Raw genomic sequence first — 17,554 nt, 5'->3', positions numbered from 1 at the left:
TGGTAGACGTTAGCGTTAGGCTAAACGCAGACAACAAAAAAGCCGAGTCACACGTTATGTGGGGACTCGGCTTTTTGATATGATCTAAATGGTATTCCCACCTAGCTTAGAAGCAAGACTATTGAGTCACGTAAGCCACAACAAATTCAGTGATTGCGACCATGTCTTTCACTGCAATGTACTCTTCAGTGGTGTGAACTTTCGCCATACCAGTAGAAAGGTTAACTGTTGTTAGGCCTTTCGCGTTGAAGTTGTTTGCATCACTACCGCCGCCAGTGCGTTTAGTATTCGCTGTTACGCCAAGCTTCTCGAACGCTGATTTGATAGAAAGAATATGCGGGTGATCATCTGCAATAACGAATGCATCGTAAGCACGAGTCGATTCGATTTCTACTTCAGCGCCGAACTGTTTCGCGCTTTCTTCGAATGTAGAGATCATGTGCTCAACTTGAGCCGTTAGCTTTTCGCCGTTTAGAGAACGTGCTTCAGCCACGACTTTAAGTTCTGGCATTACGATGTTAGTCGCTTGACCGCCTTCAACAATACCAACGTTTGCTGTTGTTTCTTCATCGATACGAAGCAGGTTCATCTTAGTGATAGCGTCTGCGGCCACTTGAATTGCGCTGATGCCTTCTTCTGGTGCTAAACCTGCGTGAGCTGGGCGACCTTTGATCGTTGCAACGATCTTTTGTTGGCCAGGTGCAGCGTTTACGATAGTGCCAATTGGGCCACCTGTATCAAGTACGATTGCGTGCTCAGATTGAATGTAAGACATATCGAAGTTCAAAGAACCGAATAGACCGCCTTCTTCGAACACTGTGAATGCAATTTCAATTGTCTTGTGTGCTTGACCTTCAGCTTGAATACAGCGCACAGCTTCCATGATAGCCGCTATGCCAGACTTATCATCACCACCTAGAATTGTGTTGCCTTTTGAACGGATGATGCCGTCTTCGATGATTGGCTCAATGCCGATACCTGGCGTTACAGTGTCCATGTGGCAGCTGAACACTGTGCTACCTGGAAGAGTGCCATCTAGACGAGCGTAGATGTTGAAACCGTTAGACACTTCTTCAGGAACCGTCAATTTGCGAACTTCAAAACCCAGTTCACCGAGTTGCTCAGCCAAAGCTTCAGCAATCGCTTTTTCGTTACGAGATTCACTATCAATTTTCACTAGATCGCAGAAATGTTCTACAAGACGTTGTTCATTAATTTGGGTCATTGTTAATTCTCATTATGCTTCCGCTTGTTCTAAAGAAGCCGCGGAGGTAGGAACAGGAAAATCACTATAACGCCAATGAGGTAGATGATTGTCTGAGTTAAATCAAGAAAGTTACCTGATTATTCTAATTAATGAGAAAAACACTACTTAGATCTACCAGTGCACAGGATTTTAATCTGTATATCTGTCGGGTATAATGTTTAGCCGCTTTGAAAAACGTCGATGAAATTGGAATGCAATCAATAATGGCACAGATAAATGAATAGAAACAATGTGTTAGGTTCATTCCTTCTCGTCATTCTGATGAGTGTTGTGCTTGGGCTGTATTTGCTCTATCCAACTTATGACGACGATTTAAAGCATATCCGCCCTGAAAACCCGAGTGTTTATAGTCCAGAGAAAGAGTTATTACTCTCTCAATATGGGTCTGCATTGATTGATATTCTCGATGTATCCCGAGGTGATCCTAATCTAGCTTCCAAACAACTTGAAGCTCTGCAAGCCAAGTTCCCAAACCAAGATAAAGCCATCTATCGTGCTTACGAATTGATGATTTTGTCGAACCTCGCCCAACACAAACTGGATACCGAAGCGGTTTCCGAATACGTCAGACAGATTCAAGCACTCGCACAACACGAACATATGGGTTGGCTAAAGGCCCAATCTCTAGTTGAGTTGGCGATCGAATACATCAGTAAGGGTGAGCTAGCGGAGTCTGAAATCCAAATCAGAGCTGCGATAGATATCGCGGAATCGCTCCACTATGAAGAGTTGTTGATTAAGGCCTATAACACGGCTGGTGTCATCAACAATATCCGCAATGACTTTCCTGAAGCTCAATACTTTTTCCATAAAGGCTTAGATCTGGGCAAGAAGTACCCTCATCACATCTACAACAGTAAGTTAGTGTCTAACATGGCACTGCTTTATATCTATTTGGAAGATTGGCCTAAAGCGCTCGAGCTGATTCAAAAAGCCAAAAAACTCTATTACAAGAGCGGGCTACTAGAAGCTTCTACCATAGGTGTGTTGCATGTGAATGAGTCTTTTGCCTATCTGCGCAGTGGTGAGTTAGTGAAAGGCCGAGAGGCGTATCAAAGTGCTGCCAAACTCAATGGCGATAACGTGAGTGAACGATACAAAATCATCTTGTTAAAAGCAGAGAGTGATGTGTTGTTGGCGGAAAAGAACTTTGAGTCAGCACGGCAAGTCGCAAACCTGTGCCTTAGATATCCGAGAGTGGACAGATACACACTTCAACTGGGTCAGTGTTACTTAAACAGAGCCTTAGCTAATATTGGTCTGAATCGAGACAATTTTGTCTTTGCTGATCTTAAGCGGTCGCATGCAATGTTCGACATTGTTGGCTCTCGAAGTTGGAAGGTTCTCGGTTTAAAAACACTTGCGGAATACTATGACTCGAGAGGCGACAGCGAGAACGCACTCCGCTACTTCAAACTCTACTACAAGGGTAACAAGGCACTGTTGTTTGACAAGCGTCAGAGCGATATTTTCTTGCTCGAACAAGATTTTGCTACGGCATCATTAGCTAAAGAGAATGAATTGCTAAATGCAGAGAAAGAGTTGGGTGAGTTGACCTTAGATAAGCAGCAGCTACGAAATCGAATTGTTGTCGCGTTGGGTATCATGGTGATGTTCAGCGCCGCGTTACTTTTGATAAGGTTGCGCTCGATTCAGAAGACCAACAAAGAGTTACTCAAGCAATCAACAAGATGCGAACTGACAGGCTTATACAATAGGCGTTACTTGGAACAACTGTTAACTCAGCCAATACCACACCATTTGTCGCCGTTCGGGTATACGCTCGCTATTCTTGATTTGGACCGCTTCAAACAAGTTAATGACACTTATGGGCATGATATCGGCGACCAAGTGCTGGTGGAAGTCGCTAAGCGTTTAGAGAAAATTTTATCAACAAATGATGTCGTGGCAAGATGGGGTGGGGAAGAGTTTGTTTTGTTGCTTGCTGGGAATCAAGATCCTGATAAAGAACTTGAGCTGATAAGGCAAGCGATCGCAGACCAACCGATTGAAACGCATTCTGGCTCACTAGAATTAACTACGTCGATTGGTGCGACGACTCATCTAACGGAACAACAGTTAAATAGTCGTACCTATAAGAAACACTTGAAATCGGCAGACGACGCCTTGTATCAAGCTAAGCAGTCAGGGCGTAATAAAGTCGTTATCGTTTGAGAGCCCAAACTTGGTTAATCCCCGGTCATTAAGAAACCTGAACTTCAATAACTAAGCGAATAAGAGTGCTTATCTGAAATAATACAGCTATCTACTCTTATTCGCTTAATTCAGACTTTGATTTGGTGAATTATTTAGCGACACCTTGAAGCATTTCAACCAGCTCGCCCTCTGTAGAAGGTTCTCTTGCTAGTTCAATAACAGCGGAAGCCCCACCTTTTAACATGTAAGCTCGAGTACCGCAGTGGTCATAGTGGAACCATTTACCATCTACACATACGTCGGTATAACATCTTGGGTCTTGTTTAAGTTCCATATCAACTTCCTTATTAACATTTGCCTAACGTTTTTCAGACTAATTGATCACAAATTCAAGTAAATTGATCTAAATCAATCTAGAGTGTAATTGATGATTTGATTATCAAAATAGGAGAGATGTGTCTAGCGCGGGAGCGAGCTCTCGGTAATTACAGCGCTCAAAGGTCGTGATTTTGGTTGGTAACTCTCGCTCTTTTGCTTGCCAGGTGATGCATTTCTACATACGCTAGCTACTCTCTTAATCCCTATACAGACTTGATTGTGTTGGAAAATGACTAATATCTTTATCGTTGTAATTGTTCTGGTTGTGTTCTTTTACTTTATTCAAAAGTATGTAGTGAAACACGATGACACCAAAGACCATGCTTATCAGAAGAAAGGGGCGTTGATGTCGGCGCAACAGGCGACATTCTATAACGCACTTAAATCCGCTGTGGGTAACCATGGGGAAGTGTTTGCTAAAGTCAGCATGTCGAACGTTCTTGTTCCAGCTAAGACGAACAACAAGAAGAATTGGTTTATCGCCAACAATAAGATCTCACGTAGTTACTTTGATTTTGTCGTCTGCGACCCACGAACGTTAGAGCCCCGCGTGATCATCGAACTCGATAACGGTAAAGAGCTCAATAAAGGGAAAGTCGACCGCGAAAAGCTACTGATTCACGTTTGTAAATCAGCAGGCTTGCCACTGATTGGTGCATCTATTAAACACAGCTATCAAGTGAGCCGTTTGAAGAGGCTACTGGCAGCCCACATCGATTTGATCGAGCCATCCAAAGAAGTTCGATTCTGTAAGAAATGTGGCAGCCCGATGATCATCAAACTGGCAAGCCAAGGCGATTACAAAGGCCGACGATTCTTCACTTGTAGCCGCCAGCCTAACTGTACGTATACCGAGAATTACAACGTCGTGTTCGATGTCGATGAGGAATAACGTAAAGTAACACTCAATACTTAGTGTGATGTAACTCAACTTTATTTGCGTTTCACGTCTAAAAATTCAACGTATTGGTGCGAATAAGAGCAAACGGTTGATTCAAGTGTAATTTCTACTTGCGCCGCAATAAATCAGTCGTTAATATCTTCCTCGTTCTAAAGGAATGCGTCCGTAGCTCAGTTGGTTAGAGTACCGCCTTGACATGGCGGGGGTCGGTGATTCGAGTTCACTCGGACGCACCATTCCTTCTTTAGTTTTTATTGCATAACTATTGAGTTTGTCACAATGGTAGTAATAAGAAATTAGAACATTGCCCGCTTAGCTCAGTTGGTTAGAGTACTTGCATGACATGCAAGGTGTCACTGGTTCGAGTCCAGTAGCGGGCACCAAATTCGTTCTTTATGAACCAGCAAAAAGCCCACCTAGTGTGGGCTTTTTTGTGTCTGTAATATTTACATAGTTATTCATTTCGTATCAGCCTCAATGGTTTTGTTTCAGCTGACTCTTGTCTGGTTAGGCACAATTAGTTCCTTTCGTGCCCATGCAGTGCCCAAGTTTAACTAACACGGCTAGTTTAGGCTGTCGCTAAGCTCTCACCACTAAGAACTTCAATCTCAGCATACTGTTGGACATTGACTAGTTAGGTTTGATTCAGAAACACAATCGTTGCTTTAAAGTTTTTTATGCGTAATGTTAATTAACTCGCTTGGTTGTTCGAATAGATATGTAAAGGCAGAGTTGGTCTAGTTGGTCTTCTGTAATTTTCAAAATAGGCCACCTACATTGTTCATCACACCCGAAAAGAAAGCAGAGTATGGGCTTGTATTGCTCTTATCTAAAATAACAAGATTCTCTGCTGCTCTTGTGATGGATGTATAAACTAACTCTGGCGTGTCTTTCTCATCCATTAAATAAAATACCGTCTTGGACTCCAGTCCTTTAAAACTGTGAATGGTGGACGCTTTAATCAAACCACTATTCGCATAGAAATGATTTTTCTTCATACGACGAGCGCGTTCTAAATCTCGCTTTAGCTTTGGGTGCTTCTTAATAAATGTATTTAACTCAATTTCAGACATTGATTTAAGTTTCTCAGCATCACACTTAGAGTCATACATTCGCGACAGTTGTGATAATTCATCATACGTTTCAAACATACAATGTGTTTTTTCAACACCATTAAACTTATCAGCCAATTGACGAGCCAAATATACATTCGAAGCCAGTATAACAATATCATTAGGATGTAGGTTATGCTCTCTGACGTAGGCTTGAATCAATTCAAATGATTCATTCTCCCAATTCTGGTTTATCTGATGATATTTAAGAAGCTCAAAAGTCATTCCTAGTTGAGTCTGTGCTGTTTCAAGCAGTTCTGTGTCAGAATATTTCTCAACAAGATAATTTTGCTGGAAAGCCTTGAACACCTGATTCAGAGATGAATCCAAACTAGTTCTATATGAACGCTTCAATTTATTCCAACGCCCAAAACCCTGAGCAATAACCGCTGCTCTTTCATTATCACGAGCATAGATATTTTGAGACTCATCGCCAAATAGAACCATTTCGCCATCATTCGCCAAGAAGTTATCCCGAATGATTTTTACCCATTCACTTTCAAAGTCTTGAACTTCATCTAGTAATATCGTTTGATATTTCTCCACAGAGTGCTCTTTGAACAAATCAGTAGAGTAAAGCTTCTCCAACCCATACTGTCCAATCAATCTTTCGATATCTTGTCCAGTGGTATTAAGTTGAGAATTGAAAAACTGATGGTAATTTGTTACCGCATAATTTTCATTATCTCGATAACCTAAAACATCACTAACTCTATCCTTGATAAGATTCTTTAGAGTGATGTTATACGTAATTATCAACACTTTTAAATCGTGCCTAGAATGAGCATTTACAGCTCGATTAGCTATGATTGTTGTCTTGCCACAACCAGCAACGCCTTTAATTTTCTCTTTACATTCCGCACTAACAATCAGCTTTTCTTGTTTTGTATCTAAAGGAATTTTCTTACCTTGTTTTAGTACGTGATCGCAAGGCTCTAATCGTCGTTTAAAGTCATCATACACTCGCTCATCAAAAAGAATGTGGGTGCCGAAACTCTTAATCTTACGCACTAGATTTTGCAACATGTCAGAGCCATAAGACATCGCCTTGTCTCTGGTCAGTTTCTTCCTACTTGAATCAATACCATCGGCTTTTCTATTGTATTGTTCAATCGCAATTTTATTGGCTTTTTTTTGTTCAAATAAAAGTCTGGCACTTTCTCTATTTTCATTTTCAGATTTTTTATAAAATCCATCGATTTCAGATTTATTCGCTTTATGGAAATACACCAATGGCTGAACTAGATTGAAAAAATTTCGATTAGACAGATAACCCAACCCTAAGACGGGCAAATGTAGTTGATATAAGTTATTTTTATAGGTAAATGCTTGTGACTGTGGCGATGATATCGGGTTGCTACCTTGACGGCTTACTACCGACCACTTGTTAAAACTATCAACATTGTAGTTCTTAAGTTCATAGTCTTTTACTTCAATCACAAAAATGGCAACATCTTTTTTTAAAATGATAATGTCAGGTCTGTCACCGTCCAAAAAAGGGTTGAAAAAAACTTCATAGCTTTCATCTAAATTTTCGTCTAAATACTTAACTAACCAAAGTTCTCCTTCGGTTGGTTTTACTTTTAAACGCGATATATTTTCTAATGACGGATAGATAGTCGCCATCACTCATCCTTATAAAAAAGGTAATCCAAATAAGGCACCGATAATACCAATAGGGCTAATTGGTAAGGCTACATCGGCTACAAGTTCAGCGAGTCCCTCGCTTGCAACGTCATTTGCTAAAGATTCACCGACATGGCTGGATATTTCATCTGATAATGCTTCTGACACCGCATCACCCAAAGCTACATTATCTATTCCAGAATCAATGACCATAGTGCTGTCAAAACCGTAAGCTACTTCGCTTGTGACAACAATTGGGATGTCTGGGTTTTCAGCCAATGTCTCGTTGATATAAGCAACGCTGTCGGTCGCTTTTAATTGCACTTCAGCCGCAATGTCACCATCACTCATTAATGCAATATCAGAAACAGGGTGATTAGTGGCTTCAAAAAGCATGGCATCGATTCCTTGCTCATTGAGTGCAGTAACAACTTCTTGCTCAAAGACGATGCCTTTGATGTTGCTGATATGCCCCGACATAGCGTCGGGGTTAACATCAGCAAAGTAATCAAGAATACCGTCGTTGCTTGCGAGTTCTAACTCGTTATAGCCTCGACGTACTGCATCAAAAACGGAGTTTTGAGTAATCACTGCTGGCGCGTTCCAGTTAGATAATCGACTACTTCTTTGTAACTTGAGCTAAGTAGTGGATAAACATAGTGACCATTGATGCTTCTTCTATCCCCATGTTTTGGAGCATTTGATTTAGCTATATCTCGGGCCGTATTTCCCTTTTGGGTTTCAAACTCGGCGTTTGCTCCAAGCTCAACTAGCTGAATTACAGATTCAAGGTAACCACTACTTGCTGCAACCATCAATGGCGACCAACCATCTTCATTTCTCAGATCAATATTGGCACCTTTACTATGGAGAAATTCCAATGTTGAGACTTGGTTATAACTAGCAGCACAATAAACAGCGGTTCTTCCAGATTTACTCTGAAGGTTGATATCTGCACCTTTATCAATCAGCAATGCAATGAGTTCATTTTTGCCATTTTGAGATAACAACGATAACGCTGGACATGAATCTTTATTTCTCGCGTTCGGATTCGCCCCAGCAGCAATGAGCGCTTTGATCATTCCATCATCACCTTTAGTAATGGCGATAATCAGCATCGTTTCTTTATCTTCGTTTTCAACGTCTGGATTAACATTATCAGCCAGTAGCTTCTTGGCGATGTTAATGTGCCCATTTTGATACGCTGACAGCATGGCGGCTTCTGAATACTTGGCGCTGAATACCGCACCTTTAGCGAGTAGCTTATCTACTATCTCTATGCGTTGTTTAAAATAAGCACCCGTGACCGCATTCCAACCATCATTATTACAAACATCAACGGCAGCACCGTGCTTAAGCAGAAACTCAACTGCTTTAATTCGACCTTTCATTGATGCCCAGATCAATGGTGTCCAGCCGTTGTCGTTACGGATGTTAACTTCAGCACCTTTTTCGACCATCAACTCAGCGAGCTGAAAATACTCATTGTCTAAACAAAGCAACAATGCACTACTCATCTGTTGTGGGCGATAGTTAGGGTTTGCCCCAATTTCAAGTAACTGTTTGGCGATATCTAAGTAACCTAAATCGATCGAAAGCCTCAAAGGGTTATGGCCATTGTGGTTTAAATCAAAACCTGGCAACTTGATGAGCATTTCTGCAATTGCAGTAAAACCATAGTCTAAAGCAACCTCAAATGGAGTTGCTTTATGCTCGGTAAGAATCGCATTTATGTGTTCTGGCGAGTCTTGTAATATTTCCATCAAGGCTTCTTTATCACCAGCCTTTAGCGCGCTAATTAGTTGATCAGTCATTGTTAAGTCTTAGTTGAAACACGCTCTATCTAAATAAAGAACAGATGCACTATCAAAGTTGTATCTGGTATTGCATTACATATAGTTCAGCGCAAATGTTTAGTACTCTTGGAGGTGAATTGATAAGTAAGATTAATAAAGTTGATTATATCAAAGCGTGTACTTAAGAGATTTGATAAATATCATTTTACAGTTTGATGTTTTGTATTTCTTCATGTGACTTTACTAAAAGTGATATCAAGATGGTGCGATTGATAGTTATTGGGTTACTTGTATCGTTGGCTTATTAGTTCTCTAAGTGGAGCCTATTATCATGGAGATAGGATCTTCGGATAGCTCTTGACCTGTCTACAACTTCACACTTTATAGTGACTATATTGATTGAGAGGGGCGCTTTCTGTGTCCCTCCAAAGTAAGTAAGAGAGACTCTATGAAACGCTTAATTCTAAACATCACACTCTTGGTATTCATGGCTCTTGGCAGTATGGATGCCATGGCTCATGCTTCAATGGTTAAGTATGGTATTGCGATATCTCACGATGGTGAGCAAATTGCGTATGGCAAAAGTGGGAGTGGGGGGATGGCGCTGATCTTCATTCACGGTTGGAGCTTAGACAGCAGGCTTTGGCAAAACCAAGTGAGTGGTTTAAGGGTTTAGCAGGCCACGGCAACTCATCGTTCAACCGCCCACAGAACGAGTGCAACATCATCTTTATTAAAGTGAAATATTAATGTCACGGTAGCATATTAATTTAGCGTATGAATTTTTATTCCGTATATAGAAGGACTTATGAAAAAAATTGGGATTTTTGCCATGATTGGCGCTCTGGCTATCTTCGCTTTACCAACTCACGCAAGTAATGTCTCTGAAGGCGATGTTATTAATCTTGGTCTCCATGAGTTAAAACCAACTCAACCATCTGTGGGTTATGATCAAATTATGTACAAGCTGGGTCGTTACCAATTTGATCAAGAAAAGATGTTTGATGAAATCTGTGAAGCCAGCGGCCAAAAAGGCGTAGTGAGCATCAAAGACCAAGCCCACCCGAATATTCCTTCGACTTTCACCTGTGAAATGGAAACAGGTGCACGTAAAAAAGACATGAAGACTGTGGTTATCGCACCCAGCGGTGAATACTACCTGACAGACGGTCACCATACGTTCAATGTGTTCTACCGCATGCCGCAAGGTGGTGCATCGTTCAATGTGAATGTGGTGGTTGATAAAGATTACCGCAACATCAAAAACATGGACGCGTTCTGGAACCAAATGGCAAAAGACGGCAATACATGGCTGTTTGATAACAACGGTGAAACGATTAGCTATCAACAACTTCCAACCTCTCTTGGGCTAACCAACTTCGCTAACGATCAATACCGCTCACTGATGTACTTTTCTCGTGGTGTGGGCTGGAACAAGCCAAGTCAGCCAGTCCCGTTCTTAGAGTTCTACTGGTCTAAAGAAGTACGTAAAGCGATTGATGCAGCAGACTTTGATCTAAATTCTACCGAAGGTTACGCAAAGGCAGTCAATGCGGTCAGCAACTATATCCTATCTATGGATACGGACAACGTTGGTGGCTCAAATCTTTCGGTTAAACAGATGGGGCAGTTTAGCGCATACAACCAAAAAGGCTTCGATAAACTGTTCAAAGAGCGTGGTAAGGTTGACTACATGCTGCGTTACAAAACTACATCGACCGCCAACGGTTTAAGCTATGACTTAGCAGCGGCGTCAGCTCCTGCACTAAAACAATTAGACTCATTTACCCTTGAAGCAAACTCAAGCTTTAATGATTACCCGGCAGCTTCTGCTGATGGCATCGTCAATGCAATTGTAGAGATCCCAACAGGTACTTCCGCTAAGTGGGAACTAAGCAAAGACAATGACAAGCAAGTTATCTGGGAACACAAAAAAGGCGCTCCACGCGTGGTTAACTACCTTGGTTACCCAGGTAACTACGGCTCTATCCCACGCACTGCACTACCAAAAGAGTTTGGTGGTGATGGCGACCCATTAGATGTGATTGTTCTTGGTCAGTCTGTACCACGTGGTGAAGTTGTTCCTGTACGTTTGATCGGTGTGATGAAAATGCTAGATGATGGCGAGCAAGACGACAAACTCGTGGCCGTTCTCACTAACGATTCACCATTTAAAGATGTTTCTTCTCTAAACGAGCTAAACAATACCTACCCAGGTGTTCAAGACATTGTTGGCCTTTGGTTTGAAAACTACAAAGGCCCAGACGGTGGCATGGAACTGCAAGGCTGGGGCGATGATGTGGAAGCCAACAAGATCCTTGAGGCGGCAAGAAAACACTACGCTGTGAATTAAACTGCGGTTTGATTATTGGAATTGGACTTAAGCTCTTGTTGCGTTGCAATGAGGGCTTTTTCCTTGGAGCTGTGGAAATGTAGCGACATATACTGGGTTTATGAAGCTTTTGGACAAATGTGAGCTGCGATATCACTATGTGTGGAAAGTTAATTGTATGGGTTGCTCGTGACTCTTTATGTGGCAACCTTCAATGATACGGAATAGCAAAGTCAATGGGAAGATAGGTTGACTGACATCCAATGCAGGGTTTTAGCTATTAAAACAATATGTTAGATTATGAGCGAACAGTCAAAAAAACAAGCTATATGTCACTAGATATCAGAGTTGTCTTTATTGCGTTACTACAAAGGGCGGTAACGCAGTCCTTAAAAAATCCCAATAGCGAAGATCTACCTTTCCTTAATGCCTTGCGTAACGCTATTGAGCGGCATATTCAATCAAAGTCGTTTTCCGAACAAGCAATGGAAACTATCCCAAACACCTTTACCTTGCATGTTAGTGAAATAGATCGAGCTGCGAAGAGTTTAACTTTGTCACTAGGTGACAATCGGATTTTAAATGGGGAGATGCAAAACTCGCTCGTAAAATTTCGACTTTTACTTGAAGGAAAAGGTGGGTTATACACTAAAACGCTCGGGTGCAATTGCCCAGGAAATACCAAATGTAAGAAGCGAAAAGTGAGTAGTCTGGCTGGTGACAAATCCTTTTGTGCACCTCAGTCCCCTAATACTCACAATTGTGTGGTAAGCAAGTTAATGGGGCTCCATTTGGGTTCCACGCAGATCCAGTGGCCATTACGTTTAGGCAAGCCTCAAGGCTATGGTTACGCAACTTTATTAGATGTTAGTGGTACTGATGCGGAACTGCGATGCGCTTGTGGCGCTCTCATAAAACGTCATTCATCAAAATTAAAGACGGTAAGAGGCTGTGAGGAATGTACTCGCGCGAAGATTATTCTAGTTCGCGGAGAAAAAGATCCAGCTTCAAACTCAGAGCCTCTGGCGAGCGAGCATCTGCCTATCATACCAATCACCATCCATTCCGATGAAGCTATTAATAAAACGATTGAGTTGGTGGAAAGACTGTTAAGAGAAAATGAAGGGGTCGAGCGTCCTTACGATCTTGAATCTTTTGATTCGAAGAAACAGTTTTGTCGTAAATTTTTCAATGCCCTACTGCCTCATTATAAGAACAATACAACTGAGTACATTACGGAAGAGGACCTATTTAATAAGGTCAAAGGTAGATTTAGGTATCCTTGCACCTGGGGGTATTCGGTATATCGGGTTGAATTTAGTAAGGAACTCCTTCTTCGTGCAAATCAAACTGCATCAGATAAAGGGTTAAAACCTTTGAAACTCGAAGAGGTGGATTATGCTGAGTATTATGGCGTGACAAATAAACATTATCTTGCGCGATTTGAGGATGGCTTAATCTCAAGCTCAAAAGATCGGGCGGCTCATTACAACCACATTATAAGTGTGATTGCTGAAATGAGGCCTAAAACTAAACTTCACAAGATTGAAGGGGTCGATATTATTCTTGTCAAGTCAGATATGAAAAGGGAAGAGGCTGAAGCCCTAGAGATTAAGTCTATTGCTGAATCAAGGCATTGGGCCAAGCAGAATCGTTATATCAACCTCAATACAAGAGATGGGGGAGGGTTAGCAACAAAGATGGAATTTGGTCGGCTAACAGAGATCGTTCAAAATTATGTACGCCAGGAACCGAATCGGTCGATTACAAAGACGGTGGCCCTTATTAGGGAGAGTATTGATGAATTGACGCCCTTTGAAGATAGTCGTCTCGAGAGTCAAGTGAAGGCAGAAACAAGTCGCCAAAGGGGCCCAAATCAGAAGCGATCGCGTCCTATAGCCTCGGTCCACAATATAAAGACTTATTTCTCAACCAAGAGCGAGCAAACGCTATCCAAACTAAAATCCAAGAAAGTTAGGAAAGATGAAGCAGTTTCAAAGATAAAGGGCGTTGGTAAAAAAACGGGTGATAAGTCGGTAGATGAAATCGTTGATATACTGCACTGTACTAGAAATGTGGCTGTGGTATGGAATCATAATGCTCAGCTAGTGAGTTGGTATCTAGACCCTCAAAGTGTCCCTAATAAGCTCATCCTCGACCAAGACCTGATGGTAGGACTTATGAAAGGTGCGGACATAAAATTGTCAGGTGAGATCAGCCGATTATATAATGACAAGCACTATAAAGAGAAAGGCTCTAAGGTCAACCAAATGGACTGTCAGATGTACATCCTGACCGCTACTGATGATCCTGTAACGTTTGTAAGGAAAAACGGAACACGCATTTATGAGCTCGGCGGCTGGTTATCTCGCTATAAGTTAGACAAAAATAAGTTTTTAGAGCAAATGATTCGCGGGTTGGAAAAGAGCACCTAAGGAGCTCGGTATTGAGACTTAGTTTTATCTATCCCTAGCCTTTAACGCCCGAAGATAATTGAGGGCCATCATTAGTGTCGAGTTAAACGTTTGAATCTAAGTGTCACGAATGAGGTTAAAGAAGTGGCATTAATAACCGCCCCGTAGGTTTAAGGGCGCACGCCTCTTAAAGATTGAGAGTGGCTGGTTTACTGGAGTTTTAGAGAAATTTTGAATGCTACACAGACTTTCTATGGTTTGAGATCTAGATTAAAACTTAAATCTACAGAACTATCTGGCAGGGACGAGTTGGATACTCTATTTGAGGATGATTGACTAGCAATGACGTAGGTAACAAACTCTTGTCAGCGTGAAATTTGAACTAGTTTTCCTTTCCTTATGCATTTCAGTTGTCAACGTATAAGTCACTAACCAACCACTTTCGTGCCAGGATGAGATACTGGCACGGAACTGGACAGAAGCGCGTTAGAGAGCCAGATCTAACGCGCTCACCTCTGATGAGAAACAGTATCTTGATGTCTTAAACGTTTGTTAAATTACATGCTCAAAGCCATCTCTAGTACAATTAACTAATGGTGTTCTGTCGGGCTATTGCAAGTCATAAGGTATTTTTGTAGTCGTTGCAGAGGCTCAATATTATCAAGAACAATTGTACAAAATATATTGCCAAACATTGGGACTAAAGCGGCTGTCCACGCTACGTTTGTACTCAAGTACCAATTGTTAAGTTTTGCAAAACCGACATATGAGCTAAAACTATAAATATCAAAACACTCTTTTTTGATTGCGCAGAATACAGTTAAAACGTCAAAACTTCCCCAGGATCCAGTTTTAAGCCACATGTACGAACCATACAGTGTTGATACGATCAAAACCAAAATCGGAGCGACAAGTCCAAACAATACAAAATCATCGCTTAGCCACCCAAGAAGTCCCCAAAGTAAAACTAACGAGAATAATATTAACAATGCCACCTTTTACCTCACTGATGTTTATTGTTGTAATTTAACGCTTTATCAACGGCACAACACCGCAGATCTCACCCACGTTACCGCCTTCCAACATACTCTTAATGCAACGATGCTATGCGTGTTAGTGATAAAAATCAGTGATCTAGCTCATTATCAGATAAGTTGCACATTATGATCTACCGACAGTTGCCATAGATCCTGTTGAATGTAGGACGGTTACATCAATGCTGTGTTTAGTCACAGTACTGTTGGGCGTGATCTTTGTATTGAACACGTATTTGTTATTAACTGCTCCTAACACGGAATGGGGCAAAACTAAGTTAGCGACTAGCTGTATTCAATAAGCTAGCAGCAACTGTGCTTTTAGAGCAGAGGCCTATTCCAAACAATAGAGCATCTGGAAGGGGAAATTGAAGTGGGATAGTTGAGAGATCGCTATGATCTAGATACGTATCTAACTTGGCTCTTATTCTGGTATGTACTCTATAAGCTCTTCGATCTTGCATTCGAAGAATTTACACAATTCATTCAAAGTGGTCGTTGTGGTTGTATAACCTTTGTTATTAGCAAGCTTTGACATCGCGGAGCTTTGAACTCCAACGGCTTCGGCAACTTCAGATAAAGTAATCTTACGTTTTTCGCGTAACGATTTAATCTCTACTAATTCTTTAATCTTATATCTAATCATTTATATATAATTATTTGGTATATAAATCGTCTTGATGGGACGAATTAATGGCTCTATAGTTTGTCTTGTCAGGACGAAAGTTATTCTTGGCTAGCAAATAAGGAGGTCATTATGGACCAAACATTATTGACTGCAAAAGAGCTCGCAAGTCGTATCAAATTTAGCGCCAACTATATTAACGCGACATTGCGAGACTCTCTTTTCATCGAAGGTAAGCATTACATCCGACCTTTCAATGGTCGCAAAATTCTCTACATTTGGGAAGCTATTGAGCGGGATTTGTATCAATCTGCATCTCGAAATCAAAATATAATTCCAATGGCAGGAGGGCGTATCTGTTATGGGTAAAGTACGAGAACGAAATGGAAAACTATTTCTGGATTTTAGGTACAACGATATCCGATGCAGAGAACAGACAACCTTACCTAATACCATTCAAAATACCAGGAAGTTGCAAAAGCTGCTTAATCAGATAGATGCAGACATAAGACTGGGATCTTTCGTCTACAGGGATTACTTTCCGAGCTCAAGTAGAGCTGCTCGATTTCTTGAGGAGGACTGTAAGGCCGAAAAGGTAAAGCAAGAAATGTTGGGGAGTTATAAAAGTGCAATACACGAAGCACAAGGTACTTCTCTTATTTCATTGGAAGACTTTGCCGCTGAGTGGTATGAAGAAAACGAGAGTCGATGGAAAGAAAGCTATAAGGAGAGTATTCGTTTATACCTTTACAGATACCTTGTTCCACACTTTGGAAGTACTTCTATTGATCAGATCTCTAGGCCAGATATTTTGAAGTTCAGAGCCGAATTAGCTAAACCAAAATCGGGTAAGAAACTATCAGCAGAGTTTATTAATCACGTGATGACGCCATTAAGGATGATGCTGTCAGAAGCTGCAGATCGTTATGAGTTTAGAACTCCGTTTGAAAACATTAAAGCGCTGAGAATTGATAGAAGAGACGTTCAGCCGTTTAGTATTGAGGAAGTAATGCATTTTCTCGATAAAATTAGGGATGATTACAAGACGTATTTCACCACACGCTTCTTTACTGGGATGCGGACTTCAGAGATTGATGGTTTGAAGTGGCAATACGTGGATTTCAATTTGAAGACAATTTCTGTTCGTGAAACTTATGTACATGGGAGAATGGATACAGTTAAGACGACAGGTTCTGCTAGAGATATTCAAATGAACTCTCATGTTTATGAGGCTTTGGAAAAGCAATTCAAGTTAACAGGGGAAGGAGAGTTCGTCTTTACAAATGCTTCAGGGAACCCTTTGGACAAAGGGAATGTCCGTGACCGAATTTGGAAGCCTGCGTTAAAAGAGATGGGGTTGAAGTATCGTCGTCCATACGAAACGCGCCATACTTATGCCACTCTGATGCTTGCCGCTGGTGAAGCCCCTGAGTGGATAGCTAGGCAAATGGGGCATACGACGACCAAGATGCTTTTTCAGACATACAGCCGTTTCGTACCTAATTTAACGCGGAATGATGGAAGTGCATTTGAACGTCTATTGAAAAAAGCTAATAGTGGTGGGTTAGGAGGTGATAAATGAAGTATTCTCCTTTGACAATCCATTGCACTAGTTTGTGCTTCGATGTGATTCAAGGGCAACATTTCAAAGCCATGTCACATCAGGATATCGATGAAAGCTATCAAGAAGTCTATTGTTTGGTAAGAGAAAGAACGTCATTACACCCAATGCATTATGTAAGAGAGCATAAGTTTGTGAGTGAGGTGGCGGAAGTTGTAGTAACGGTGCTTCATCACTGCTTGAATGAGCCTATAAAGCGGGATTCTGATTGGGTACTTGAAGTTATTGAAGCATCAATTGATAAGTCAATAAAACGATATGTAAATTGAATGCTTAGCTTTATTGCTCATA

At 41.2% G+C, this 17,554-nt stretch carries 13 protein-coding genes, 2 tRNA genes and 1 pseudogene; 10 read left to right on the top strand and 6 right to left on the bottom strand.

The features are described 5' to 3' along the window. Positions 1-118: 118 nt before the first annotated feature. A complete protein-coding gene (locus ATB74_RS09460; RefSeq protein WP_061018179.1) occupies positions 119-1,225 on the bottom strand; it encodes a M20/M25/M40 family metallo-hydrolase in 1,107 nt (368 codons plus the stop codon). Positions 1,226-1,483: 258 nt separating this feature from the next. Between ATB74_RS09460 and ATB74_RS09455 the strand changes: the two genes are divergently transcribed. Further along, the gene (locus ATB74_RS09455) at positions 1,484-3,442 is read left to right on the top strand and encodes a tetratricopeptide repeat-containing diguanylate cyclase (RefSeq protein WP_061018177.1); all 1,959 of its coding nucleotides are present in this window, start codon (positions 1,484-1,486) and stop codon (positions 3,440-3,442) included. Between the two features lie 130 nt (positions 3,443-3,572). Here the strand turns inward: ATB74_RS09455 and ATB74_RS09450 are convergent, their stop codons facing one another. Beyond that, positions 3,573-3,758: a hypothetical protein gene (locus tag ATB74_RS09450; RefSeq protein ID WP_048658547.1), complete on the bottom strand. Its 186-nt coding sequence runs from the start codon at positions 3,756-3,758 to the stop codon at positions 3,573-3,575. 273 nt (positions 3,759-4,031) lie between these two features. On the opposite strand from ATB74_RS09450, the gene ATB74_RS09445 reads away from it, so the two are divergent. The 3 genes from ATB74_RS09445 (at position 4,032) to ATB74_RS09435 (ending at position 5,086) form a co-directional block, all read left to right on the top strand. Beyond that, the gene (locus ATB74_RS09445; protein WP_048658548.1) at positions 4,032-4,694 is read left to right on the top strand and encodes a DUF2726 domain-containing protein; all 663 of its coding nucleotides are present in this window, start codon (positions 4,032-4,034) and stop codon (positions 4,692-4,694) included. 168 nt (positions 4,695-4,862) lie between these two features. Next, positions 4,863-4,939, top strand: a tRNA-Val gene (locus tag ATB74_RS09440). Between the two features lie 70 nt (positions 4,940-5,009). Next, positions 5,010-5,086: transfer RNA gene (locus tag ATB74_RS09435), tRNA-Val, on the top strand. Positions 5,087-5,461: 375 nt separating this feature from the next. On the opposite strand, the gene ATB74_RS09430 is transcribed toward ATB74_RS09435, so the two are convergent. From ATB74_RS09430 to ATB74_RS09420, 3 genes are read right to left on the bottom strand one after another with little or no spacing between them, the layout of a single operon-like run. Further along, positions 5,462-7,441, bottom strand: coding sequence for a nuclease-related domain-containing DEAD/DEAH box helicase (locus ATB74_RS09430; protein ID WP_061018175.1), 1,980 nt, complete (start codon positions 7,439-7,441; stop codon positions 5,462-5,464). A gap of 9 nt (positions 7,442-7,450) precedes the next feature. Next, positions 7,451-8,032 (bottom strand): hypothetical protein, encoded by a 582-nt coding sequence (locus ATB74_RS09425; RefSeq protein ID WP_061018174.1) that lies wholly within the window; start codon positions 8,030-8,032, stop codon positions 7,451-7,453. Continuing rightward, positions 8,029-9,255 carry an ankyrin repeat domain-containing protein gene (locus ATB74_RS09420; RefSeq protein ID WP_061018173.1) on the bottom strand — a complete coding sequence of 409 codons (1,227 nt, stop codon included), beginning with the start codon at positions 9,253-9,255 and terminating at the stop codon, positions 8,029-8,031. Before ATB74_RS09420 ends, ATB74_RS09425 begins: the two co-directional genes overlap by 4 nt. A gap of 430 nt (positions 9,256-9,685) precedes the next feature. On the opposite strand from ATB74_RS09420, the pseudogene ATB74_RS09415 reads away from it, so the two are divergent. From ATB74_RS09415 to ATB74_RS09405, 3 genes and pseudogenes are all read left to right on the top strand, one after another. After that, a pseudogene (locus ATB74_RS09415) lies at positions 9,686-9,942 on the top strand (alpha/beta fold hydrolase); the annotation flags it as partial. Between the two features lie 103 nt (positions 9,943-10,045). Continuing rightward, a complete protein-coding gene (locus ATB74_RS24410) occupies positions 10,046-11,590 on the top strand; it encodes a ParB-like protein (protein WP_244270919.1) in 1,545 nt (514 codons plus the stop codon). 308 nt (positions 11,591-11,898) lie between these two features. After that, entirely contained in the window at positions 11,899-14,004 is a 2,106-nt protein-coding gene (locus tag ATB74_RS09405) for a hypothetical protein (protein WP_061018169.1), read from the top strand. Between the two features lie 1,437 nt (positions 14,005-15,441). Here the strand turns inward: ATB74_RS09405 and ATB74_RS09395 are convergent. Further along, positions 15,442-15,663 carry a helix-turn-helix domain-containing protein gene (locus ATB74_RS09395; protein WP_061018166.1) on the bottom strand — a complete coding sequence of 74 codons (222 nt, stop codon included), beginning with the start codon at positions 15,661-15,663 and terminating at the stop codon, positions 15,442-15,444. A 111-nt stretch (positions 15,664-15,774) separates the two neighbouring features. Between ATB74_RS09395 and ATB74_RS09390 the strand changes: the two genes are divergently transcribed. Genes ATB74_RS09390 through ATB74_RS09380 form a run of 3 tightly spaced genes read left to right on the top strand, consistent with a single transcriptional unit; the run spans position 15,775 to position 17,532 of the window. Continuing rightward, a complete protein-coding gene (locus ATB74_RS09390) occupies positions 15,775-16,011 on the top strand; it encodes a hypothetical protein (protein WP_017070423.1) in 237 nt (78 codons plus the stop codon). Then, positions 16,004-17,224: a site-specific integrase gene (locus ATB74_RS09385; RefSeq protein ID WP_061018165.1), complete on the top strand. Its 1,221-nt coding sequence runs from the start codon at positions 16,004-16,006 to the stop codon at positions 17,222-17,224. Before ATB74_RS09390 ends, ATB74_RS09385 begins: the two co-directional genes overlap by 8 nt. Then, on the top strand, positions 17,221-17,532 hold the full coding sequence (locus ATB74_RS09380) for a hypothetical protein (protein WP_061018163.1): 312 nt from the start codon (positions 17,221-17,223) through the stop codon (positions 17,530-17,532). Before ATB74_RS09385 ends, ATB74_RS09380 begins: the two co-directional genes overlap by 4 nt. The last annotated feature ends 22 nt before the right edge of the window (positions 17,533-17,554 follow it).

It is taken from the genome of Vibrio splendidus (assembly GCF_001557875.1).
Taxonomy (GTDB): Bacteria; Pseudomonadota; Gammaproteobacteria; order Enterobacterales; family Vibrionaceae; genus Vibrio; species Vibrio splendidus_F.
The sequence above is the reverse complement of the archived record's forward strand: the minus strand, read 5'-3'. Positions and strand labels throughout refer to the sequence as shown.

Bases quoted from the DNA above. Each gene is read 5' to 3' on its own strand.
- ATB74_RS09460 (WP_061018179.1), bottom strand. From the start codon at position 1,225: ATGACCCAAATTAATGAACAACGTCTTGTAGAACATTTCTGCGATCTA.
- ATB74_RS09455 (WP_061018177.1), top strand. From the start codon at position 1,484: ATGAATAGAAACAATGTGTTAGGTTCATTCCTTCTCGTCATTCTGATG.
- ATB74_RS09450 (WP_048658547.1), bottom strand. From the start codon at position 3,758: ATGGAACTTAAACAAGACCCAAGATGTTATACCGACGTATGTGTAGAT.
- ATB74_RS09445 (WP_048658548.1), top strand. From the start codon at position 4,032: ATGACTAATATCTTTATCGTTGTAATTGTTCTGGTTGTGTTCTTTTAC.
- ATB74_RS09430 (WP_061018175.1), bottom strand. From the start codon at position 7,441: ATGGCGACTATCTATCCGTCATTAGAAAATATATCGCGTTTAAAAGTA.
- ATB74_RS09420 (WP_061018173.1), bottom strand. From the start codon at position 9,255: ATGACTGATCAACTAATTAGCGCGCTAAAGGCTGGTGATAAAGAAGCC.
- ATB74_RS24410 (WP_244270919.1), top strand. From the start codon at position 10,046: ATGAAAAAAATTGGGATTTTTGCCATGATTGGCGCTCTGGCTATCTTC.
- ATB74_RS09405 (WP_061018169.1), top strand. From the start codon at position 11,899: ATGTCACTAGATATCAGAGTTGTCTTTATTGCGTTACTACAAAGGGCG.
- ATB74_RS09395 (WP_061018166.1), bottom strand. From the start codon at position 15,663: ATGATTAGATATAAGATTAAAGAATTAGTAGAGATTAAATCGTTACGC.
- ATB74_RS09390 (WP_017070423.1), top strand. From the start codon at position 15,775: ATGGACCAAACATTATTGACTGCAAAAGAGCTCGCAAGTCGTATCAAA.
- ATB74_RS09385 (WP_061018165.1), top strand. From the start codon at position 16,004: ATGGGTAAAGTACGAGAACGAAATGGAAAACTATTTCTGGATTTTAGG.
- ATB74_RS09380 (WP_061018163.1), top strand. From the start codon at position 17,221: ATGAAGTATTCTCCTTTGACAATCCATTGCACTAGTTTGTGCTTCGAT.